Below are 21,397 nucleotides of genomic sequence, written 5' to 3' on the forward strand. Positions count from 1 at the left end.
ACAAGCTTTTTCTTGAATGATCACACACTACTTCCAAAACATATATGCATACGTTAATTCCGCTTACTACCCAAATAATATTATTATATTACAGCACCCTATGTCGACCATAACTCAATCTTAAATTTTTCTGGTTCAAAAATAACCCTAAATTATGGCAGTATTCACAAGCATTAATCACCAGGAATAATATGAGCGATCGCTCAATCATTTGTTGGCATGAAGCAGGGGAGGAGAAATCAGCTCGATGGCATTCAGAAAAGGACTTGCCGCCACCCAAGCGTGTACAAGTTATCGATGATCGCATGACAGCCGATACGGTTTACCGTTTGGCTTGTGAAGGTACCGCGCTGTTGTGGCAAGGCGATTTCCAAAATGCGCGCCAATTATTGCAGGCATTGGCGCGGCGCATCGATAAAAAACGCCCAACGAAAAAAACCGAAAAATTAGCAGCATCCCCCGCAGAAACCTTTCATCTGCATCGCCAGACGCAATCGCAGCGTGCCCGCACCTTGGGTAATTTACTCATCCCCTTCAATGCCGACCACAGCATTCCATTACGTCGCGCGCCCGATGTACGCGCAGCCTGCTTGGAAGCGTATGGCCCAAGTACCGAAGCGTATATCGCTTCACTGCGCGAATTGCAGGGATTGATCGGTGCTTACGAATGGCGCAAGAAAGGCATTGAAATTCCGGCCTTGGGCGCACGGATTCATCCACATTATGGCGTTTTTGCGCCGATTCGCAGCGAGTATGTGGAATTGGTTGCAGAAGCGCCATTACCCCAGCTTGTTGCGCAGCAATCGGTCGCTTTCGATATCGGCACCGGGACAGGCATACTGGCTGCTGTGCTGGCGCGTCGCGGCATCCAACACATCATCGCCACCGATCAGGATGGCCGTGCTTTGAACTGCGCGCGCGACAACTTGACCCGCCTTGGCCTCATCAACCAGGTTGACGTCATTCAAGCTGACCTTTTCCCCACAGGGCAAGCCGCGCTGATCGTATGCAATCCGCCGTGGATTCCGGCACGACCCAGTTCCCCGCTGGAACACGCAATATTCGACCCGGAAAGCCGCATGCTGCGCGGATTTCTGCACGGCCTCAACACCCATCTGGCACCCGGCGGCGAAGGCTGGCTGATCCTGTCCGATTTTGCCCAACATTTGGGGTTACGTACACGTGATGAATTGTTGTCCGCGATTGACGCGGCAAGCTTGAAAGTCTTGAGTAAAACCGATATCAAACCCCATCATCCGCGTGTCTCGGATACCAGCGACCCACTGCATGCTGCCCGTGCTGCGGAACTTACTTCGTTATGGCGGCTAACCACAAAATGACGATGGGTAGGTAAGCAAGAATTTTCCTGCAATACAGCAGGGATGAAGTCTGTATTTTTAGAAACGGTCTATAAATCTGTGTATTTTTTTGCGCTTCCCTTGGATTTCTCAACCGGATACTTCAACGCATTTTTCTCAATCTTCTCCAGTACGATTTGTTTCACATCCAAATCGTACTTTTCAGCCAGCAGAAAAGCAAACGCCAAAACATCGGCCAATTCTTCTTTCACTTTGTCGATATCCGCTTGCTCGGAAGACTTCCACAAAAAAGCTTCCAACAATTCACCAGCTTCAATATTCAGCGCCAGCGCAAGATCTTTTGGGTTGTGAAACTGCGCCCAATCGCGCTCATCGCGAAATTTAAGGAGGGCTTCGGTGATTTGTTGGATGTCGTTCATTTGAAGTGAGCGTTAATAGTGATAACGGAGCTGGGCAACGAACAAATCATTACCAGCAACTTTATAGACAATTCTGTGCTCATCATTGATACGCCTTGACCAATAACCCGATAGGCTATGCTTCAGCGGCTCTGGTTTGCCAATCCCCTCAAAAGGATGTTGTTGAATAGCTTTAATCAAAAGATTAATTCTTTTTAGCATAGGCTTATCAGTTGCCTGCCAGTACAGATAATCCTCCCAAGCTTTAGAGGAAAAAATCAGATTCATTCACTCAGTTTTTGCTCAATGCCTTTCCCTGTTTCAAGCTCAGCAATAGATTCCAATAAATGACGTGCATTGGCAGGTGAGCGAAGTAAATAGGTCGTTTCTTCCATCGCCTGATAATCTTCCAAGGAAATCATCACTACGGGCGCTTCCCGTTTGCGAGTGATAATGACAGGCGAATGATCATTGCAAACCTGTTCCATTGTTTTGGCTAAATTGGCACGAGCGGCTGTATAACTGATAGCATCCATAATAATCTCATTTACAGTACAGAATAAAGTACAGCAAGTTTAGCATGCGTACTCAGAACGTCAATTTAAATGACTATAAAGCGCCTGACGATTACCGACTAATCGGCTTATACCGTATCCGTTTCGGTTTCGCACCTTCTTCGCCCAAACGTTTTTTCTTGTCGGCTTCGTATTCCTGGTAATTGCCGTTGAAGAAGGTCCATTGCGATTCGCCTTCGGCGGCGAGGATGTGCGTGGCGATGCGGTCGAGGAACCAGCGGTCGTGCGAGATAACCAGCACGCAACCGGCGAATTCCAATAATGCATCTTCCAGCGCACGCAGCGTTTCCACGTCGAGATCGTTGGAAGGTTCGTCGAGCAGCAGCACGTTGCCGCCGGAAATCAGTGTTTGCGCCAGATGCAAGCGTCCGCGTTCACCGCCGGAGAGCTGTCCGATGATTTTTTGCTGGTCGCCGCCTTTGAAGTTAAAGCGTCCTAAATAAGCACGTGCTGGCGTGGTGTATTTGCCAACCACGAGATTGTCGTTGCCGCCGGAGATGGCATCGAACACGGTTTTGTCGTTTTCCAGTGAGTCGCGCGCCTGATCGACGTGCGCAATCTGAACGGTGTGGCCGATTTTCACTTCGCCGGAATCCGGCTGTTCCCTGCCGGTAATCAATTTAAACAAGGTGGATTTACCCGCGCCGTTCGGGCCGATAATGCCGACAATCGCACCCGGCGGTATCTTGAAGCTCAGATTGTCGATCAGCAGCCTGTCGCCATACGATTTGGAGACACCGGTAAACTCAATGACCTCATTACCCAAACGCTCACCGACGGGAATGAAAATCTCCTGGGTTTCATTGCGTTTCTGGTATTCCTGCGAATTGAGTTCCTCAAAGCGAGCAAGACGTGCTTTGGATTTTGCCTGTCGCCCTTTGGGATTTTGCCGCACCCATTCCAACTCTTGCTTCATCGATTTCATGTGTGCGTCAATTTGCTTGTTTTCTTGCTCCAAGCGCGCTTCTTTCTGTTCCAACCAGTTGGAATAATTACCCTTCCACGGAATGCCATGGCCGCGGTCGAGTTCCAATATCCACTCAGCGGCGTTGTCGAGGAAGTAGCGATCATGCGTCACCGCCACCACAGTGCCGGGAAAGCGCACCAGGAATTGCTCCAGCCACTCCACCGATTCCGCATCCAGGTGATTGGTCGGCTCATCCAGCAACAGCATATCCGGCTTTTCCAGCAGCAATTTGCACAACGCCACACGACGTTTCTCACCGCCGGAAAGATGTCCGATCACCGCATCCCACGGTGGTAAACGCAATGCATCGGCGGCAATCTCCATCTGGTGCTCGGCATCGCTACCGGCTGTGGCAATAATGGCTTCCAGGCGCGCTTGTTCTTCCGCTAGCGCATCAAAGTCAGCACCTTCTTCCGCATAAGCGGCATACACCTCGTCGAGTTTTTTCTGTGCTTGCATCACTTCGCCCAGGCCTTCTTCCACTTCCTGACGCACGGTGTGTTCGGGATTCAGTTGCGGTTCTTGCGGCAAATAACCGATGCGAATATTGGGCAGGCGTTGCACCTCGCCGTCAAATTCCTTGTCCGCGCCCGCCATGATGCGCAACACAGTAGATTTGCCGGAGCCATTCAATCCCAGCAAACCGATCTTGGCGCCGGGAAAAAAGCTGAGTGATATATCTTTGATAATCTGACGCTTGGGAGGAACTATTTTGCTCACGCGGAGCATCGACATTACATATTGAGCCATGAGTTTGATCTTTGTTTATTTAGGAAAAAGTTTAAGACTTGATAGATAGAGAGTTTAGCGTACGTTATCAGGCAATGAAAGCCGCGATTGCCTGGATTATGATCAATCACTCACGCGGCTGATAGACACGAATTTATTATGCTCATCGAAAACCAGCTCGAACGTGCCGTACACGCCATTATTCCGTACCACGGACCGCAAGATATTGGCGGGAAAATGGATAATGCGGCCATCGACTGCCTTCGCAGCCACAGTATCCACTTCACCTTCGTAATAATACAAAAGCTGATAGGCTGGAATTTTAAGCACAACATGCAAACGCTGATACATAAGCAAACCTCACCCGTTTCAAGCTGATAATTAAAATGTAAACCATATAAAATAAGTTCTTTTCGCAAGAATATTTATCATTCTAAGCTCGTAGCTGTTTAAGGTTCTAACTGATTTTATGTTCCTGTATACTTAAAGTCATTCCAGAAATATATTCACATCATACTAGGCTATATTTAAAATAGGATTTGTAGTATCGACATGCTTCGTATGACTTTTCAACGCTTATTACGTGGTGTCAGTGCAAATCGTGAGGCTAAGTATTGGGAACAAGGAATTTTTTCGTGGGAAAACCTTGAACGATACTTAACCCCGCAAGACAGCCTCTTTGCAGATTATGGGCATCTTTTTGCAAAAGCAAGAACCGCTTTTGAAACCAGAGATGCCATCTACTTCGCGAACCTCTTAGATCGACGGGAATACTATAGAATTCCCTTATCTTTTCCGGAAAAAACTCTTTTCCTGGATATCGAAACAACGGGATTAAGTCGTTATTATGATGTCATTACACTAGTTGGATGGTCTTATCAAGGAAAGTATAATAGCTTTATTTTAGGCGATGATGAGCAACCCTTAAGAACTGCTCTCGCTGATGCTAGCGTTATTGTCACTTTTAATGGTTCAATGTTTGACCTGCCTTTTCTTCGTGAAGGTTTCACAGACTTACCGATTCCGCCCATACATATAGATCTCAGATTTCTTGCCAAAAGAGTACTCCTTTCAGGTGGACAAAAATCAATAGAAAATGAAGTTGGCTTTAAAAGACCGTCCCACTTAATTGAAATAAAAGGAGAAAGTGCACCACTTCTTTGGCATCAGTATCGCCGTGGCGATTTAGAAGCTCTCAGACTTCTTACTGAATATAACTATTGTGATATTCAAGGTATGAAGTTTATCTTTGACAAAGTTATCGCACTAATTATAAAGCAGCATAAATTGCCTGCTCATATAAGTAAAAAACTTCCCAAATTCTTCAACCGTAATGAATCTCTGCCTTCTAAAAAGGGAGCTGCTCATAAATTATTTCAGGAAATTAATTTTCCTCCCTATAAAGGCGATTCTGGGCCAAAAATTACTTACGGAAATCTTTTTATTACAAAAGCAACTCCTTTAAGAGTAGTTGGCATTGATCTGACCGGTTCCCCAAAAAAACCGTCAGGCTGGTGCTTATTAGATGGCGCCGAAGCCTCAACTTGCTTAATCGAAAGCGATGAAGACTTGATTTCAAATACCTTAGCAGCGCAACCACACATCGTATCTATCGACTCACCTCTTTCCTTACCGCAAGGCAGAATCTCGGTACTGGATGATGATCCAGGCAGGCACCAATACGGTATTATGAGATTTTGCGAGCGATTGCTAAAAAAAAGAGGAATCAATGTCTATCCTGCACTTATTCCCAGCATGCAAAAACTCACCGCGAGGGGCATACGATTAGCTTCACTTTTGCGCAACAAAGGCGTGCCGGTAATCGAAAGTTATCCTGGCGCAGCACAGGATATTATGGGAATACCCCGAAAGCGCGCCAGCGTGGATATGCTTTGCGAAGGTCTCAAAGAATTTGGAATTCATGGTAGTTTTTTGAAAGAACAACTGACGCACGATGAACTCGATGCAATTACATCTTCTATAGTAGGCACTTTTTTCTGGAGCGGAAAATTTGAAGCACTAGGTATAGAAGGCGACGAAGCACTCATCATTCCAGACCTAGAAACGGATACAACCATCTGGAATAATAGGAAAATTATTGGAATCAGCGGCTGCATTGCTGCTGGCAAAACAACACTTGCGCGATACTTGGAAACTCAGGGCTTTTACTACACACGTTATAGTATGGTGTTGGCCGCGATGATGCGCGACCAAGGCAAGGAGCCTACCCGGTCAGCTTTACAGGAACTTGGGAATCAGATATATAACCAAATTGGACAACGCGAATTTGGCCGCAAACTTCTGGAAACCCTGCCTGATCAGGGCAGTATCGTCATTGACGGTCTTAGATTTACCGATGATCATGCATTTTGGATCGAAACATTCGGCCCGGCTTTTTATCATATTCATTTGGAAGCTCCGGTAGAATTGCGCAAAACACGATTCGAAAATCGTGAAACTAACGAGACATCATTTGAAGAAGCAGAAGCTCACCCGGTAGAGCAACAAATTTCAATGTTATGTCCACTAGCACATGAGATAATTTCAAACGAAGGTGAGATTCAAACTCTGTATTCGAAGGTAGAGCATTTGATTTCACATCACTTATCGAGACTTAAATGCCAGTAACAGTTATCGTCGGCGGTCAATTTGGCTCTGAAGGAAAAGGCAAGGTAGCGCATTTCTTTGCCAGAGCAATGGGCGCATCCGTTGCAATCAGAGTCGGAGGACCGAACTCAGGCCATACGGTAATTTCTGAAAAAGGCCCGATAATTTTCAAGCAATTACCCACGGCAGCCATATTATCCGATGTCATATGCGTTCTTCCCGCAGGAAGTTATCTCTCTCCTGCCATTCTGTTTGAAGAAATGCGGCTTGCAAACCTCGCACCTTCCCACCTTCTCATTGATCCGAACGCCGTCGTTATTACTCACGATAATCTTGAAGAAGAAAAGAATTCCAAACTTGGATCAGCGATCGGTTCAACTCTAAGCGGAACAGGCGCAGCGGTATCTGCACGGATCAACAGACTCGGGAATGTTAGGTTAGCACGCGAGGATGAAAGCCTTAAACCTTTTGTGAGACCAGTCACTCCTTTTCTTCGAGAACGGTTGAATAAAAACGAAAGGATTATCGTTGAGGGTACGCAAGGATTTGGTCTTTCCGTGCTGCATGCTCAGGATTATCCTTTTGCGACAAGTCGGGATACCACCGCCGCCGGCTTTGTTGCCGAAGCTGGATTAAGCCCGTTGGATGTTGATGACATTATATTGGTCATCAGAGCATTTCCAATCCGAGTTGCGGGTAATTCGGGGCCGCTCCCCAACGAATTCTCCTGGAAGGAATTAACCACTGAATCCGGCTCTAACTCACCAATAATTGAATATACATCGGTCACAAAAAATATGAGGCGGGTCGCACGATTCGATCCGGAAATCGTGCGTCAGGCGATCATGTACAACAGACCAACTCGTATCGTTTTAAATCATCTTGATTATATTGATGTAAAAAATACAGCTTTTCAGAATTACACCCCAGAAACCTTTTCTTTATTGCGACATTTTGAAGAGGAGATTGGATGTCGTATCGCGTATGCTGGATTTAGCTCTGATCATCTGATATCAATACAAGATTGTATGAAATTGGCATGAGTGAAAGCAAAGATTATTATAAATATGAGGTTGCAAAAGATGAAACAGAAGCTAAAGATCGCTTTAAAGAATTTTCATCCAAAGATCCTTTGCCGGAGGTACGACCTGCTCTTTTAAATTCGGGAGATATTTATGACTACGCACGCATTACGAGCATGGTATTTCCATTTGATGAAAACAATGAGAAAAAGAAGCTAAAATCAGCTTCTTATGAAATTGATTTTATGGGTGAAGTTCATTACATAAATGAAAAAACCGGTAAATCGGAATGTGAATATCTTGTGCGTCACAGACCTTTTATCCTCAAAAAAAATTCTATAGTTTTTCTTTATATTGAAACGAAATTTTTTCTACCGGATTACATAGCAATCCGATTTAATCTAAAAATTACACATGTACACAGAGGATTATTACTAGGGACAGGACCATTAGTTGATCCTGGTTTTGTTGGTCGGCTATTAATACCTCTTCATAATCTGACTTCTGAAGATTATGTTATTAAAGGAGGAGAAGGGTTAATTTGGGTTGAATTTACAAAACTATCACCTCATAGAAATTGGAGTTCTTCTGCCCGAAAGAATAGCGCTAATTATATTAAATTCCCTGAACGTAAAAGTGATATTCCTGTTAGAGAATATTTTTATAAAGCATCTCTCAAAGGAGAGCCAGCTAATAGCTCTATTCCCGGTGAGATAAAAAAAACAAGAGATGATTTTAAGAAATATAAAACATGGACTTTAGGTGGCGGTATAGTTCTTTTTGTTAGTATTTTGAGTGTTGTATTACCCTCTGTGTCTTTAATTAAAGATGCCTTTGAAAAACTAGATGAAGCTCGTAATCTTGAGACAAGTATGCGCAAGGAGCTCAATAATTCAAAACAAAAAATTGAATCTTTAGAGATACAAATTGAATCTCTTACTGAATTAATGAAAAAAACAGAAAGAAATTTCAATGATAATCAATAGAGGTATATTTAATCACATAACAATGAGTCATCAGACTCATCGCATTGAATTATGCGGAGGTATCGCCTCAGGAAAAACTACCCTTGCTAATTTATTAGGAAGATTAGGTGTCAACCCAATTCTGGAAAGTTTTCAAGCCAATCCCTTCTGGCGCGCTTTTTATGCCGATCCCATCGGCACAGCTTTTGAAACAGAAATAACGTTTCTTCTGCAACATTATCATCAAATCAAAACAGCAAGGAAAAATGGAAACACCATAGTAACCGATTTCTCCATATACCTTGATCTTGCCTATGCACATGTCACGCTCCCGCAAGATAAACGAGAAATTTTTCTTTCTGTTTACCGGGAAGTGGAAAAAGAACTAGGCGCGCCCACTTTACTTATCCACCTTCAATGCGATCCAGAAATAGAATTAAAACGAATTCGAGAACGAGGAAGGGATGTCGAGAATTCGATAACCGTTGAATATTTACAACAGATAAATACCCAACTAGAGAAAATTCTCAATGAAAAAGCACATCTTAAAAAACTACTTGTTATTAATAGCAGTTTGCTTGATTTTGCGCACGAGGAAGACATAAAACAATCGGTACTCGATCAAATCAGCGCCAACCTCTCTTTGGAAACATCCAAATACGAAAAAATCTATTGAAATTAGCCAACAACTATTTCAGAAAACCTCACCATCCTCCAGATAGCGCCATTGACCTTCAGGCAAATTGCCCAGTTTGACTTTGCCGATACGCACTCGTTTCAAGCCGGTCACTCTCAGATTAACCAGTTCGCACATGCGGCGGATCTGGCGCTTTTTACCTTCCTGCAGGATAAAGCGCAGTTGATCCTGATTTTGCCAGCTCACCTGCGCCGATTTTAACGCCTGACCGTCCAGACTCAACCCATGATTCAGCAGTGCCAGTTTTGCAGGCGGCAGAGCGCCCTCGACCCGCACCAGATATTCTTTTTCAATCGTAGAATTCTCACCGATTAACTGCTTGGCAATCCGGCCGTCCTGCGTAAAAATCAGCAAACCTTGCGAATCGATATCCAGCCGCCCGGCTGGGGCGAGATTTCTCAAATGTACGGGCTGAAAACGCTTGACCGACTGCTTAGGAATAAACTGGTTTTCCGGTTTGATCAGCACCACAGCGGGTTGGTAACCCGGTTCCGGCTGCCCTGAAACATAGCCCACCGGTTTATTCAGCAAAATGGTAACCAGCTGCGTTTGCTGTGCTTGCGCCGCTTTGTTCAATTTGATTTTCTGCGTGGGATAAATTTTAGTGCCCAGTTCGGAAATCTGCTCGCCATCGACAAACACCCAACCCAGCTCAATATAGCGATCCGCCTCACGGCGCGAACAGATGCCTTGTTCGGACATCAATTTGGATAAGCGGATTTTTTCCATGAGGCGCTATAATGAGAGAAGTAGAAAGGATGAATGCAAAGTTAGTTGCTTATTATAAAGCCAATTGCTCTATCATTTTTAATAACTATCAAAGGGTAATATTATGGAAACGACCGCAGCAATACTGGAAAAAGCGCGCCAGCGCGCTGACGAAATGGAGCTTCCTTACAAAGGTGCATTGCTCCCGATGGAGGCTTACCGAATTTTACAAGAATCTGCGCAAGCACAATTGGTCGATGTACGTTCGCACGCTGAATTGGATTGGGTTGGGCGCATTCCGGGCGCAATAGAAATTGAATTACGGGCATACCCTGGCATGCAGCCCAATCCGGATTTTCTCGATCAACTGGTCAAACAAGTTGATAAAACATCCCCCGCTCTATTTATTTGTCGCAGCGGTTCACGCTCGAATCAGGCGGCGATAATGGCCACCCAGACCGGTTTTACCGACTGCTATAACATTCTTGAAGGCTTTGAAGGCGATAGAGATGAACAGGGGCATCGCGGTAAAGCTTCCGGTTGGAAAGCGGCTGAATTGCCGTGGGTGCAGAGTTGAGGGCGAGTATTATTACTACTGGCTTCAAAAAACCGGAAGATTAAAATCCGGATTTACCGTATCAATGGGCATCAGTTATCGCAACTGTGCAAGAGAGGTGGCTGCCTATCTGCGTTGCCGCTACGGCGCTAAAAACAGGCTCAGAATGCTCATTGATTACGCATAAACTGCGCTTCTTTGCCTGTTTTTACCTGGTATCGGCTGTCTCGAAAACGTTTTTCAACGGTCTGTTAAATTTCCTGAAACTAGTTCGCGAAAATAAAATCGTCTAACCCTAGCGTTGTGCCGACAACCTTGATAGCCATATCAACATCGCCACTGCCGTTGCCATCGTAATCGACTTCGACAAGCTGCGTTACGCCATCGCTGGTTACGCGAATTTCCGTGATACCCGTCCCTGTGAACGCGCTATTACCGATGAAAGCGCGTGTCGCCGTTATAAGCCAAGATTGCAAGCTGATGACATCTTCAGCGCCGTCGAAATCGAGAATTTGATCGGGGGCCGTGACCTTGGATTCAACCTCGCCCGAGAAGGTAAATACATCTGCGCCAGCTCCACCTGACAACAGGTCATTACCCCAAGACCCGGTGAGGCGATCATCTCCCGCACCACCTGTAAGCATATCATTGCCGAAACCACCCCGAAGCGCGTCGTTGCCATTCCCGCCATCCAAACTATCACCGGCAGTATCAACCGGGTCGCTGAACAGTGAATCGTTGCCATCGCTTCCAAACAGGCTATCACTGCCTTTGCTGGCATGCATCCAGTTATCGCCGTCAGTGCCAATAATCGTATCGTTAAAGTTGGAACCATAAATTTGTTCGATATTCAGAATCGTATCGATTCCAGCGCCTTTCGTGTCTTGTGCTCCAGTTAACCGCAGATCAACCTGAACACCTTGAGTTGCCCCTAAATTGCGATAATCAACCGTGTCGATGCCAATTCCGCCATTCACGACATCATTTCCGATTGCTCCATTGTCAGAAACAATCCTGTCATTTCCGATACCACCGTTCAGATTATCGTTACCACTTCCACCTTCGATAACGTCATGACCATCGCCGCCATTCAAGCTATCACTACCGTCGCCGCCTGAAAGAAGATCGGCGACATTTGAGCCGATAATCGTATCGTTGAACTTGGTACCCGTAATATTCTCGACATTGATAATCGTATCCTTGCCCGCACCACGCGTATCTTGTACGGTAGTGATCCGCAGATCGACACGCACACCGCGAGTGGCCCCTGATAAGCCATAATCAACGGTATCGATGCCATCGCCGCCGTCAATATAATCATTGCCAATCAACCCGCTATCAGGACGAAGGAGATCATCTCCGGCGCCACCGAGCAGCCGGTCGTTGCCTGAACCGCCATCAAGCAAATCATTACCGCCAAGACCGTATAACGCATCTTTGCCCGTACCGCCGATCAGCGTATCGTTGCCATCGAGCCCCGTAATCGTGTCGTCGCCCGCCAAACCATCAATCAAGTCACCCAGCAAATATTGTGCGTTGATGATGTCGTTTCCAGACGTTCCAAATGTAAATGTAGTCGCCTTTGCATTAATTGTCATTTTCAGCTCTCTCAACAAATCATAAAAATATATTATGTTAATTATTAATTATTCAGTCAACGAATTTGTATGAATATTGCTGATTATTTTTTTGTAAGCTATCGGGAATTTTAATTGGGAATGAACAAAACCATCGGAGAAACCTCCGGCTGGAAAGCCGGCGGGATTGCCGTGGGCGTAGAGTTAAGAATATTGATAATCGCTTTGGAAATTATCAAGCACTTGAATTTCTTTCCAAACGTTCCATCAAATAGCACAGACAATCCTGACGAATAATGCGGATATCGCGTGTCAGCATGGCTGGCATCACCTGCTGCTTGGTCAGAAGATTGCCTTCTCGGTTTTCAAAATAATGATCGCTCATGTCATTGCCTGCGTCATTGCGAACTTGCAAAGGTCTTTTACAGCCGAATGCTACGACTCCCAGACGCGTGCCGGGCTCCAGTAAGCGGAAATTGTAATAATCGATATTATCTATCAAGCATAAATCCGTTGAGATATCTCCCACGCTCAGGCTGACAGTATTCGGCACCGTAACTATGGCTACCGTATGAAAAAGCTCCAGGTCGTGATTGGCCACAGGATGCGTCGGGAAAGCGGATAAATGCAGTGCGCCTTCGACAAAGGAAGCGGCATGTTCGGCTCCGCCAATTCCACCCGGCTTGCCACACTCCAATGTGACCGCCGGGCAAAGCTGCGCAAAGGCTCCTGACTGAACACCTTTGGGCTCGGTGAAATACACCACGATGCGCGAGAACATCGTGGCAAGATGCAAGAAAGCATCATCCAGGCGATTAACGCAGGCGTAATGTGGATTCAATCCGGTATTGTTGTGAATGTCGATGCTGGCAAATACCCCGCGCTGCGCCATGATACTGATCACTGTTTGCATCATGCGGTGCTCTGCTGTAATGACTGAATCCGCATCGAATGACCAAACGCGGTTGTAATCCAATTGCCCTTCAAGGCGACGCATACCGGCGCGCGCTGCTTCAATGTTGCCGACATACAGCGACAGTGCGCGCGGCAACAACTGATTCTGATATTTTTTCAAGACCGCCTGCATAGCCTTCAAACCGGTATCTTCATTGCCATGCAGCAGAATCGACACGAACAGCGGTGCGTCACGCCTGCCGGGAAGGTGAATCAGGGTAGGGCCGCGCAGTATCGTGTGCAATTCGCTGGCTTCGACTTGCAGAAATTTTTCAGGCAGATAATCTAACTCCGTAAGCATGCTTACAATGCCCACTCATGTACCGGTGCGCCGCTGCGTTGTCGCTCAAGATAAGCGGCAACGAGATGCAGACTGTCGGATTGATACTTCTCACGATAAGCACGCTGCCACACGGCACCGGTCTGACCACTTTTAATCCGGGATTCCAGGATATCGAGATTTTGATCGATTTCATCACAATCGATTTCAAGCGATTCCAAACCCTGCCGCGCCATCGGCAGAATTTCTTCCAGTAACAAGCTCCTGGCATCGGTTGTGCTGCCATCCAACCAAATAAGCTTGGATTGGAGTCCATCGCGCGCTGCTGCATAAAAATTATCGCGGGCCTTGTCAAAACTGAATGCGGATTCCGGCGCCTCAGACATACTGGCGAGAAAACGCGCCAAGCCGTAAAATAAGGCGGTATTGGCCATCATATCAACAATCGTAGGACCAGCAGGCAGAACGCGCTGCTCAATGCGCAAATGCGGCGTGCCGTCTGGATCAAAACCGATGAGTGGCCGTACCCAGCGCCAGATAGTGCCATTATGCAATCTTAGGTGCGCAAACTGTTGCGGCGGACTGTCCATCAGAATGGGCAGCAGCACCGCATGATTGGCAAGATTTTCCGCAAAACATTCGAACAAGGATTCGCGCGCATAACCCTGACCAAAACTGACACGACGATTTCCTTGATTAGGTTGATCGCCAATTTCGACCGACTGTTCAAACAGAGGAATACGCGTTTCGTCCCACAAATCAGCATCAAATAGCAAGGGCGAATTTCCTGCCACTGCAATTAGCGGCCCAGCTGCAATGATGGATGCATTGAAATAGCGTACGGCGTTGTGTTGTGCGCTTTGCAAATGTATCTGGAACGATGTGGCAGCAGCTTCCAGCATCATATCCGAATGATTGAGGTCCAAATGTTCGCGACCGTCGATACAAATATGCAGCGGCCGCCCACAACGCCGCTGCAGCAATTGCTCATTCAAAGCCCGGTAACGCTTAAGTTCTGACATATTCGCCAGACACAAATCGGATTGCCGCACGGTCGGCAAGATGCCGATCATCATCAACACGCTATCCATTCCGTGCGCAACGTCTTGGCATTCCTGCCAATTCCGGTTCAGTTCATGAAACATGGCAGACAAGGCATTGCCTTTAAGTGGCAAAGGCGCGCCGTTGAGCTCAACATTAAAACGGGAAAGCTCGTGCACGACAAAAGGATTGTCCAGACGCGTCAGGAACGCTTGATTGATTGGCGATGGAAAATAATTGTGATCCACCAGCCAGGATTCGAGCTCATAGCCGCCAATTTCACCAATACCCGAAAAACATCCTTCCGAGAGCCGGTTCCTTAATAGCTCAGTTTCATCACATAAGCGACGCTGATATTCCTTGAAAACCTGATCATTAAACTGCGTTTGGTTGATTTCCTGGCCCATCGCGACCTCTCGAATTAATTATTCAGGTTTGTTGGCAGCAACACCTTTATGAAAAGTAGCCTACACATAGACGAACACTTGCAAATCACCCAGATGCTAATTGTTGTTTGATACTTTTTCAGAGGCGACCAGATAACTTAAATAAACAACCCAACCCCGTGGCAAGACCACGGGGAATCGCAAGTTAACTTATAGATTATTGTCACTCTTCAATTCAAAGCTACCGGTAATTTTTCCATTGACGATATATTCATAATTTCCGGCAGATAAACCATACACGGGCAACGAAATAACTTTCTCAAACGGCGTTACAACAGCAGCACAAAGAGCAAGAGGCGAAGTCGTGCTTACAGTACTGATGACCACTTCAAAACGATTGCCCTTCAGACGATGACTGATTCTGCCAATCTTCTGACAGGGATCAGAAAAACTGCCTTTCACTTTCAAGAAGACCTGAGTCGGCAATGCCTCTTTGACGATTACTTCCACGCTGTCTTCTTCCAACAAGAAAATATCAACCACCGGTGCTATCTCGTAATCCTGTAACCGCCAAGCATTGATCGAGGCATCATACTGAAACACGCCACCTTGGAAAATTCCCACTTGCTCATCGGTATCGACACGAGGCACAGTCAATGTGCCGTCGCGATAGGCCGGATAATTGCCTTGATCCTCAAGCGCGGTATCAAATGCTGCTGGTATTTTTAAATCTTGCTCAACCAACTGAACACGTCCATCATTACGCCATTTCTGAGCTTCCTGCTCATTCATTCTAACGACGATGCCATTATTGGCTTCCAGAATGGCAACAATTTCACCATTCAATCCCAGCGTTACAGCAAGTTCTTCCTTGCTCTGCCCCGAAGTCGGCTGGCCCATCGGAACTTTGCCCGCATTTGCTGGATTAGGCGGATCAATCAATCCTGCGTTCTCTTGGAACAAAATGATGTACGAGTCTTTAATAACTTCTTGCGCGAATGCAACATTGCAGCATAAGCATATCGCCAAAAGACCAACGCATAACATTTCTGAAATCGACACTCTATTCATGGTTGATGGTTGATGGTTGATGGTTGACCACGTTATTTCTCCTTTATTGTTTGTAATAAACGACCCCGTGGCAAGACCACGGGGAATTGCAAGTTTAAATACAGAACCACACCTCTCTCGCGGTAATACGAAAATTTTTAAGAAATGGTCAATTAAGTATATGCCATTCACAAATAAAGCACCCCGCCGCAAGCAGCGGGGAATTGAACCCGTAGAGATTAAAATTAATTCAGTGCCGGTACGATCCTTTGACAGGTAACGCGGATTTGTAGTTCTCAGACTTGAATATTACTCATGCCTCCGACCAAGCAATAACACCGGTATAAGCCGTTGCCAGAATAATGAAGCCGAATACGATGCGATACCAGGCAAATACGGTAAAGTCATGGCTGCTGATAAAGCGTATTAGGCCACGCACCGCCAGCAGTGCGCTCAGGAAAGCGGCGATAAAACCTACTGCGAACATGCCCAGATCATTCCATTCCAAAAACTCGCGGTGTTTGTAGACATCATAGAAGGTGGCGGCAAACATAATGGGAATCGCCAGGAAAAATGAAAACTCGGTGGCGGCTTTGCGCGACAGGCCAAAAAACAAACCACCGATAATCGTGGCGCCCGAGCGCGAGGTGCCTGGAATCAGCGCCAGACACTGCGCCAAGCCGACTTTCAGCGCGTGTTTCCAATCCATGTCGTCGACTTGCTCGACTTCAATCACATGTTCTCTGCGTTCTGCCCATAAAATCAGGAAGCCACCAATAATCAAAGCCAGCGCGACCGGAATCGGATGAAACAGATAGAATTTGATGGTTTTAATAAACAGCAACCCCATGATGGCGGCCGGTAAAAAGGCTATCAGCAAATTGATCACAAAGCGATTGGCTGCCGAGTCGGTACCGATGCCTCGAATGACTTCGGCAATCTTGCTGCGATATTCCCAGCACACGGCCAGAATTGCACCCAATTGAATTGCGATGGTAAAAACCATGCCACGTTCATCGTTGAAATCGAGCAGATCACCGACCAGAATCAAATGACCGGTGGAGGAAACCGGTAGAAACTCGGTCAATCCTTCAACAACGCCCAGGATCAAAGCCTTAAACAATAAAATAATATCCATACACGTTGTTGCTATACTTTAATAAAATTGATAATTTTGGACCAGCCTTACAGTTTGCTGTAAATTTCCGCGCCCTTTTCCTTGAATTCCGCCGATTTTTGCGCCATTCCCAGTTTTAAGGCTTCATCTTCAGCAACACCTTGATTGGCTGCATATTCCCGCACGTCCTGGGTGATTTTCATGGAGCAAAAATGCGGGCCGCACATCGAGCAGAAGTGCGCTACTTTTGCACCATCCTGCGGCAAGGTTTCGTCATGGAATTGCTGCGCTTTATCAGGATCCAGACTGAGATTGAATTGATCTTCCCAGCGGAATTCAAAACGCGCTTTGGATAAGGCATTATCACGAATCTGCGCGCCGGGATGGCCTTTCGCCAGATCCGCGGCATGTGCGGCGATTTTGTAGGTAATGATGCCATCCTTGACGTCATCCTTGTCCGGCAAACCCAGATGTTCCTTCGGTGTCACATAACACAACATCGCCGTGCCATACCAACCGATCATCGCAGCGCCAATGGCGGAAGTGATGTGATCATAACCAGGAGCAATGTCTGTCGTCAGCGGGCCGAGCGTATAAAAAGGCGCTTCATCGCAATACTTTAACTGCAAATCCATATTTTCCTTGATCAGGTGCATCGGCACATGGCCGGGCCCTTCGATCATGGTTTGCACATCATGTTTCCAGGCTACCTTGGTTAATTCACCCAACGTTTTCAGTTCGGCAAATTGTGCTTCATCGTTGGCGTCATAAATAGAACCGGGGCGCAAACCATCGCCGAGCGAAAAACTGACATCATACGCTTTCATGATCTCGCAAATTTCTTCGAAATGCGTATACAGAAAACTTTCCTTGTGATGCGCTAGGCACCATTTTGCCATGATCGAACCACCGCGCGACACGATACCGGTCATGCGTTTCGCCGTCATCGGCACATACGCCAATCGCACACCGGCATGGATGGTAAAGTAATCGACACCTTGTTCGGCCTGCTCGATCAACGTATCACGGAAAATTTCCCAGGTTAAATCTTCCGATTTGCCGTCGACTTTTTCCAACGCCTGATAAATTGGCACCGTACCGATTGGCACCGGACTGTTGCGGATGATCCATTCGCGCGTTTCGTGAATGTTCTTGCCGGTAGACAGATCCATCACCGTGTCGCCGCCCCAGCGAATCGCCCAGGTCATTTTTTCCACTTCTTCCTGAATACTTGAACCCAAAGCTGAATTGCCGATATTGGCGTTGATTTTCACCAGAAAATTGCGCCCGATAATCATCGGTTCGGATTCGGGATGATTGATATTGGCCGGAATGATGGCGCGCCCACGTGCTACTTCATCACGTACAAATTCCGGGGTAATCATTTTCGGCAGCGATGCACCGAAATCCTGTCCGGCATGCTGGCGCGTCAGTAATTCGTGATGTTGACCACTGAGCGCTTCGACACGCTGGTTCTCACGAATGGCAATATATTCCATTTCCGGCGTAATGATGCCGCGGCGCGCGTAATGCATCTGGGTGACATTCAATCCGGTTTTGCTGCGACGTGGCTGCCGCTGAAGGTTAAAGCGCATATCCGCCAATTTGGGATCTTGCAAGCGCGCTTGGCTGTATGCAGAATTGTGGCTGGATAATATTTCGGTATCATTACGCTCGACAATCCATTTTTCGCGCAATGCAGGTAGTCCCGAGCGAATATCAATCTTTATGGCCGGATCACTATACGGGCCGGAAGTATCGTAGACCCAGATCGGCGGGTTTTTCTCCGCACCCATGCTGGCGGCGGTGTCACTTTGGGAAATTTCCCGCATAGGCACCTGAATATCGGTGCGCGCCCCTTGTACATAGATTTTGCGTGAATTGGGCAGTGGTTTTATGGCTGCTTCATCGACTTGTGCTGTGGCGCTGGAAAAATTTTTTTGGTTTAAAACTGTAATACTCATAATAGTATTGCTCCTTAAGTAAATGCCATAAAGAGCGGGAGGATAAATCCCAGCTTCCCTACGGCGGCATTATCCGCGTCAGGTAAATAAGGGACTATCTCACCGATTAGGTGCCTCTAAAAACCCAAACTTCGTTACAATGCACGTTACCCGCAAACAATGTTTCCTCACCTATCAGCTATACGCTAGCGAGCGACGTCAACATTTTTGCTCTTACCTTGCTTGGTTTAAAATTCTGGGTTTTTAGAGGCACCCAATTCTCTCAGAACATTCGATTCTGAAAACGGACCCCTAGCTGATGCTGTGAAGCTAATGGAAATGTGAAATAATTGCAAGTCTTACCTCGATTAACAATACGGATCTAGAAATGAATCTTGAAGAAACCCGGTTTAATATGGTTGCGCAGCAAATTCGCACTTGGTATGTCTTGGACGATAATGTGCTGGATTTACTGTATAAAGTAAAACGCGAAGAATTCGTGCCAGCGGAAAATAAAGCCATGGCTTTTGTCGATATGGAAATTCCGCTTGGTCACGGCCAAGTGATGCTGACCCCGAAAATGGAGGCGCGCATTCTACAGGAACTTCACGTCAAGAAAACGGACAAAATTCTTGAAGTCGGAAGCGGCAGCGGCTACATGACGGCATTGCTGGCTGACAGCGGTGCACATGTATACAGCGTTGAAATCATTCCTGAACTGAAAGCAATGGCGGAAAACAATCTGAAAACGCATAACATCACCAACGTCACCCTCGAACAAGGTGATGCGGCGCGTGGCTGGACCAATCATGAACCTTATGACGTGATTGTATTGACTGCATCGACCCCGATTTTACCGGCTGCTTTTCAAAACAGCCTGAATCCTGGCGGACGTTTGTTTGCAATTGTCGGCGAAGACCCGGTGATGGAAGCGTTATTGATCACCTGCATAGCACCTGGTGAATTCACCACCACTCAGTTATTTGAAACCAGCACGGCGCCCCTGATCAATGCGCAGCAACCGATAAGGTTTATCTTTTGAGCATTCAAGCAAGCCCGCGTGTCATTTGTTACAGCAATCAACCTATAGCTGAAATATCAACGGCTCCGGACAATTGCCGGAAATCACTATGAAATTTATGCCATTCGTTTTGGCTGCCTGTATCGGGATGCTATCGCATGCCGCGCTGCAAGCCGCCGACCTGATGAATATCTATCAGGAAGCGCTAGCACAAGACGCCCAGTTCAAGTCTGCGCGAGCTGCTTATGAAGCGGCTCAGGAGAAAATACCGCAAGGCAAGGCCGGTTTTTTACCGAACATCACCTTGTCTGGCACGCGCCAAATACAGGAAGTTGATGTCGGCAAAGTTCTCAATTCGACAACCGGACAGGCCACCAATCCCGGCTCCAATATCATTCACAGTGGCGGTATCACGATCTCGGCAACGCAGCCGATTTTCCGCATGCAAAATATCGTCATTTATCAGCAAGCAAAAATCGAAGTCAGCAAAGCTGAGTCACAATTCATCACTGCCGGGCAAGACCTCATTTTGCGCGTAGCGCAAGCTTATTTCGACGTACTGGACGCGCAAATCGATGTCGAAGTCAACGAAGCGCAGAAAAAAGCCATTCTGATTCAGCTCGCGCAAGCCAAGCGTAACTTTGAAGTAGGCGTTTCAACCATCGTCGATACCAATGAAGCGCAAGCGCGTCATGACTTGACGCTGTCGCAGGAAATCGCCGCGCGCAATACATTGGAAATCAAAAAACGCACTTTGCAAGGCATTATTGACCGCCTCCCGGAGAATCTCTTCGGCGCCAGGGAAATTGCCGGTAACCTAGCTAATTTAAAATATAGCAGCATGGATGAATGGGTGCGTGTAGCCGAAGAAAAAAACTTTTCGCTTAAAACCCAGCAAGCGGCCTATGAATCCGCACATCAAAACGTAAAGAGAATCTGGGCGCAACATTACCCGACCTTGGATCTGGTCGCACAATACAGCAATCAAATCGGCGTCGGCGCTGCGATTACCGGACGCGGGATCGATCTCACCTCTCAATCCATCGGTTTACAGCTCAATGTGCCCTTATTTCAGGGCTTTTCAGTGCAATCCCAAGTACGCGAGGCGATGGCGCTGCAAAATATGGCATTGCACGATCTGGAAAACACTCGGCGCAACATCACCATACAAACGCGTCAGCAGTATCTGAACGTAACCAACGGCATTGCACAGGTCAACGCGCTTAAACAAGCCTTGGTTTCCAGCCAAAGCCAATTGGATTCGACCATTCTCGGACAGAAAGTCGGGGTTAGAACCGAAGTCGATGTGCTCAATGCCCAGCAGCAACTGTATGCCGCCAAGCGCGATCTGGCCAAGGCCTACCACAGCTACCTAATGGCCAGATTGCGCCTGAGCGCGGAGGCCGGTGAGCTGGACGAGGATACGCTGACGCAAATTAATGCAATGCTCATCAAGTAATTGACAGTCTTTCAACAACGATTAAT

20 protein-coding genes are annotated in these 21,397 nt (G+C 46.8%); 8 read left to right on the forward strand and 12 right to left on the reverse strand.

What is annotated here, in order from left to right; all coding sequences use genetic code 11:
* Window positions 1-191: 191 nt before the first annotated feature.
* The gene (locus C8R34_RS04725; protein WP_110338326.1) at window positions 192-1,340 is read left to right on the forward strand and encodes a class I SAM-dependent methyltransferase; all 1,149 of its coding nucleotides are present in this window, start codon (window positions 192-194) and stop codon (window positions 1,338-1,340) included.
* A gap of 68 nt (window positions 1,341-1,408) precedes the next feature.
* Here C8R34_RS04725 and C8R34_RS04730 read toward each other — a convergent pair whose 3' ends face one another.
* From C8R34_RS04730 to C8R34_RS04750, 5 genes are all read right to left on the reverse strand, one after another.
* On the reverse strand, window positions 1,409-1,738 hold the full coding sequence (locus tag C8R34_RS04730) for a nucleotide pyrophosphohydrolase (protein ID WP_110338327.1): 330 nt from the start codon (window positions 1,736-1,738) through the stop codon (window positions 1,409-1,411).
* 12 nt (window positions 1,739-1,750) lie between these two features.
* Complete coding sequence (locus tag C8R34_RS04735) at window positions 1,751-2,005, reverse strand: Txe/YoeB family addiction module toxin (protein ID WP_110338329.1); 255 nt, start codon at window positions 2,003-2,005, stop codon at window positions 1,751-1,753.
* Window positions 2,002-2,253, reverse strand: coding sequence for a type II toxin-antitoxin system Phd/YefM family antitoxin (locus C8R34_RS04740; RefSeq protein WP_110338331.1), 252 nt, complete (start codon window positions 2,251-2,253; stop codon window positions 2,002-2,004). The genes C8R34_RS04735 and C8R34_RS04740 overlap by 4 nt, the downstream gene beginning before the upstream one ends.
* A gap of 91 nt (window positions 2,254-2,344) precedes the next feature.
* The gene (gene ettA, locus C8R34_RS04745; protein ID WP_110338333.1) at window positions 2,345-4,009 is read right to left on the reverse strand and encodes an energy-dependent translational throttle protein EttA; all 1,665 of its coding nucleotides are present in this window, start codon (window positions 4,007-4,009) and stop codon (window positions 2,345-2,347) included.
* A 102-nt stretch (window positions 4,010-4,111) separates the two neighbouring features.
* On the reverse strand, window positions 4,112-4,339 hold the full coding sequence (locus C8R34_RS04750; RefSeq protein WP_110338335.1) for a DUF2835 domain-containing protein: 228 nt from the start codon (window positions 4,337-4,339) through the stop codon (window positions 4,112-4,114).
* 201 nt (window positions 4,340-4,540) lie between these two features.
* Between C8R34_RS04750 and C8R34_RS04755 the strand changes: the two genes are divergently transcribed.
* From C8R34_RS04755 to C8R34_RS04770, 4 genes are read left to right on the forward strand one after another with little or no spacing between them, the layout of a single operon-like run.
* On the forward strand, window positions 4,541-6,616 hold the full coding sequence (locus C8R34_RS04755) for a ribonuclease H-like domain-containing protein (protein WP_110338337.1): 2,076 nt from the start codon (window positions 4,541-4,543) through the stop codon (window positions 6,614-6,616).
* Window positions 6,607-7,638, forward strand: coding sequence for an adenylosuccinate synthetase (locus C8R34_RS04760; RefSeq protein WP_110338339.1), 1,032 nt, complete (start codon window positions 6,607-6,609; stop codon window positions 7,636-7,638). Before C8R34_RS04755 ends, C8R34_RS04760 begins: the two co-directional genes overlap by 10 nt.
* Window positions 7,635-8,603 carry a hypothetical protein gene (locus C8R34_RS04765; protein WP_110338341.1) on the forward strand — a complete coding sequence of 323 codons (969 nt, stop codon included), beginning with the start codon at window positions 7,635-7,637 and terminating at the stop codon, window positions 8,601-8,603. Before C8R34_RS04760 ends, C8R34_RS04765 begins: the two co-directional genes overlap by 4 nt.
* Before the next feature lie 22 nt (window positions 8,604-8,625).
* Window positions 8,626-9,258: a deoxynucleoside kinase gene (locus C8R34_RS04770; RefSeq protein ID WP_181415476.1), complete on the forward strand. Its 633-nt coding sequence runs from the start codon at window positions 8,626-8,628 to the stop codon at window positions 9,256-9,258.
* An 18-nt stretch (window positions 9,259-9,276) separates the two neighbouring features.
* On the opposite strand, the gene C8R34_RS04775 is transcribed toward C8R34_RS04770, so the two are convergent.
* Entirely contained in the window at window positions 9,277-10,008 is a 732-nt protein-coding gene (locus C8R34_RS04775) for a pseudouridine synthase (RefSeq protein WP_110338345.1), read from the reverse strand.
* 103 nt (window positions 10,009-10,111) lie between these two features.
* Here C8R34_RS04775 and C8R34_RS04780 point away from each other — a divergent pair, with 103 nt between their 5' ends.
* Window positions 10,112-10,564 (forward strand): rhodanese-like domain-containing protein, encoded by a 453-nt coding sequence (locus C8R34_RS04780; RefSeq protein ID WP_110338347.1) that lies wholly within the window; start codon window positions 10,112-10,114, stop codon window positions 10,562-10,564.
* Between the two features lie 245 nt (window positions 10,565-10,809).
* Here the strand turns inward: C8R34_RS04780 and C8R34_RS04785 are convergent, their stop codons facing one another.
* The 6 genes from C8R34_RS04785 to thiC form a co-directional block, all read right to left on the reverse strand.
* Entirely contained in the window at window positions 10,810-12,141 is a 1,332-nt protein-coding gene (locus C8R34_RS04785) for a calcium-binding protein (RefSeq protein ID WP_110338349.1), read from the reverse strand.
* A gap of 214 nt (window positions 12,142-12,355) precedes the next feature.
* Window positions 12,356-13,375: a M14 family metallopeptidase gene (locus C8R34_RS04790; RefSeq protein WP_110338351.1), complete on the reverse strand. Its 1,020-nt coding sequence runs from the start codon at window positions 13,373-13,375 to the stop codon at window positions 12,356-12,358.
* Between the two features lie 2 nt (window positions 13,376-13,377).
* Window positions 13,378-14,802 (reverse strand): glutamate--cysteine ligase, encoded by a 1,425-nt coding sequence (locus C8R34_RS04795; protein ID WP_110338353.1) that lies wholly within the window; start codon window positions 14,800-14,802, stop codon window positions 13,378-13,380.
* 189 nt (window positions 14,803-14,991) lie between these two features.
* Complete coding sequence (locus C8R34_RS04800) at window positions 14,992-15,852, reverse strand: hypothetical protein (RefSeq protein ID WP_132467069.1); 861 nt, start codon at window positions 15,850-15,852, stop codon at window positions 14,992-14,994.
* Window positions 15,853-16,144: 292 nt separating this feature from the next.
* Entirely contained in the window at window positions 16,145-16,969 is an 825-nt protein-coding gene (locus C8R34_RS04805) for an undecaprenyl-diphosphate phosphatase (protein ID WP_110338357.1), read from the reverse strand.
* Window positions 16,970-17,016: 47 nt separating this feature from the next.
* Window positions 17,017-18,912: a phosphomethylpyrimidine synthase ThiC gene (gene thiC, locus C8R34_RS04810; RefSeq protein ID WP_110338359.1), complete on the reverse strand. Its 1,896-nt coding sequence runs from the start codon at window positions 18,910-18,912 to the stop codon at window positions 17,017-17,019.
* A 367-nt stretch (window positions 18,913-19,279) separates the two neighbouring features.
* Between thiC and C8R34_RS04815 the strand changes: the two genes are divergently transcribed.
* Both C8R34_RS04815 and C8R34_RS04820 read left to right on the forward strand, forming a co-directional pair.
* The gene (locus C8R34_RS04815) at window positions 19,280-19,933 is read left to right on the forward strand and encodes a protein-L-isoaspartate O-methyltransferase (RefSeq protein WP_110338361.1); all 654 of its coding nucleotides are present in this window, start codon (window positions 19,280-19,282) and stop codon (window positions 19,931-19,933) included.
* A gap of 88 nt (window positions 19,934-20,021) precedes the next feature.
* Window positions 20,022-21,371: a TolC family outer membrane protein gene (locus C8R34_RS04820; protein WP_110338363.1), complete on the forward strand. Its 1,350-nt coding sequence runs from the start codon at window positions 20,022-20,024 to the stop codon at window positions 21,369-21,371.
* The last annotated feature ends 26 nt before the right edge of the window (window positions 21,372-21,397 follow it).

The organism is Nitrosomonas sp. Nm84 (assembly GCF_003201565.1).
Taxonomy (GTDB): domain Bacteria; phylum Pseudomonadota; class Gammaproteobacteria; order Burkholderiales; family Nitrosomonadaceae; genus Nitrosomonas.

What these genes read in the sequence shown, in the direction of transcription:
- C8R34_RS04735 (WP_110338329.1), bottom strand. Translation starts at nt 2,005, where the DNA reads ATGAATCTGATTTTTTCCTCTAAAGCTTGGGAGGATTATCTGTACTGG.
- C8R34_RS04795 (WP_110338353.1), bottom strand. Translation starts at nt 14,802, where the DNA reads ATGGGCCAGGAAATCAACCAAACGCAGTTTAATGATCAGGTTTTCAAG.
- C8R34_RS04725 (WP_110338326.1), top strand. Translation starts at nt 192, where the DNA reads ATGAGCGATCGCTCAATCATTTGTTGGCATGAAGCAGGGGAGGAGAAA.
- C8R34_RS04740 (WP_110338331.1), bottom strand. Translation starts at nt 2,253, where the DNA reads ATGGATGCTATCAGTTATACAGCCGCTCGTGCCAATTTAGCCAAAACA.
- C8R34_RS04765 (WP_110338341.1), top strand. Translation starts at nt 7,635, where the DNA reads ATGAGTGAAAGCAAAGATTATTATAAATATGAGGTTGCAAAAGATGAA.
- C8R34_RS04775 (WP_110338345.1), bottom strand. Translation starts at nt 10,008, where the DNA reads ATGGAAAAAATCCGCTTATCCAAATTGATGTCCGAACAAGGCATCTGT.
- ettA (WP_110338333.1), bottom strand. Translation starts at nt 4,009, where the DNA reads ATGGCTCAATATGTAATGTCGATGCTCCGCGTGAGCAAAATAGTTCCT.
- C8R34_RS04755 (WP_110338337.1), top strand. Translation starts at nt 4,541, where the DNA reads ATGCTTCGTATGACTTTTCAACGCTTATTACGTGGTGTCAGTGCAAAT.
- C8R34_RS04800 (WP_132467069.1), bottom strand. Translation starts at nt 15,852, where the DNA reads ATGAATAGAGTGTCGATTTCAGAAATGTTATGCGTTGGTCTTTTGGCG.
- C8R34_RS04785 (WP_110338349.1), bottom strand. Translation starts at nt 12,141, where the DNA reads ATGACAATTAATGCAAAGGCGACTACATTTACATTTGGAACGTCTGGA.
- thiC (WP_110338359.1), bottom strand. Translation starts at nt 18,912, where the DNA reads ATGAGTATTACAGTTTTAAACCAAAAAAATTTTTCCAGCGCCACAGCA.
- C8R34_RS04780 (WP_110338347.1), top strand. Translation starts at nt 10,112, where the DNA reads ATGGAAACGACCGCAGCAATACTGGAAAAAGCGCGCCAGCGCGCTGAC.
- C8R34_RS04815 (WP_110338361.1), top strand. Translation starts at nt 19,280, where the DNA reads ATGAATCTTGAAGAAACCCGGTTTAATATGGTTGCGCAGCAAATTCGC.
- C8R34_RS04730 (WP_110338327.1), bottom strand. Translation starts at nt 1,738, where the DNA reads ATGAACGACATCCAACAAATCACCGAAGCCCTCCTTAAATTTCGCGAT.
- C8R34_RS04750 (WP_110338335.1), bottom strand. Translation starts at nt 4,339, where the DNA reads ATGTATCAGCGTTTGCATGTTGTGCTTAAAATTCCAGCCTATCAGCTT.
- C8R34_RS04805 (WP_110338357.1), bottom strand. Translation starts at nt 16,969, where the DNA reads ATGGATATTATTTTATTGTTTAAGGCTTTGATCCTGGGCGTTGTTGAA.
- C8R34_RS04770 (WP_181415476.1), top strand. Translation starts at nt 8,626, where the DNA reads ATGAGTCATCAGACTCATCGCATTGAATTATGCGGAGGTATCGCCTCA.
- C8R34_RS04790 (WP_110338351.1), bottom strand. Translation starts at nt 13,375, where the DNA reads ATGCTTACGGAGTTAGATTATCTGCCTGAAAAATTTCTGCAAGTCGAA.
- C8R34_RS04760 (WP_110338339.1), top strand. Translation starts at nt 6,607, where the DNA reads ATGCCAGTAACAGTTATCGTCGGCGGTCAATTTGGCTCTGAAGGAAAA.
- C8R34_RS04820 (WP_110338363.1), top strand. Translation starts at nt 20,022, where the DNA reads ATGAAATTTATGCCATTCGTTTTGGCTGCCTGTATCGGGATGCTATCG.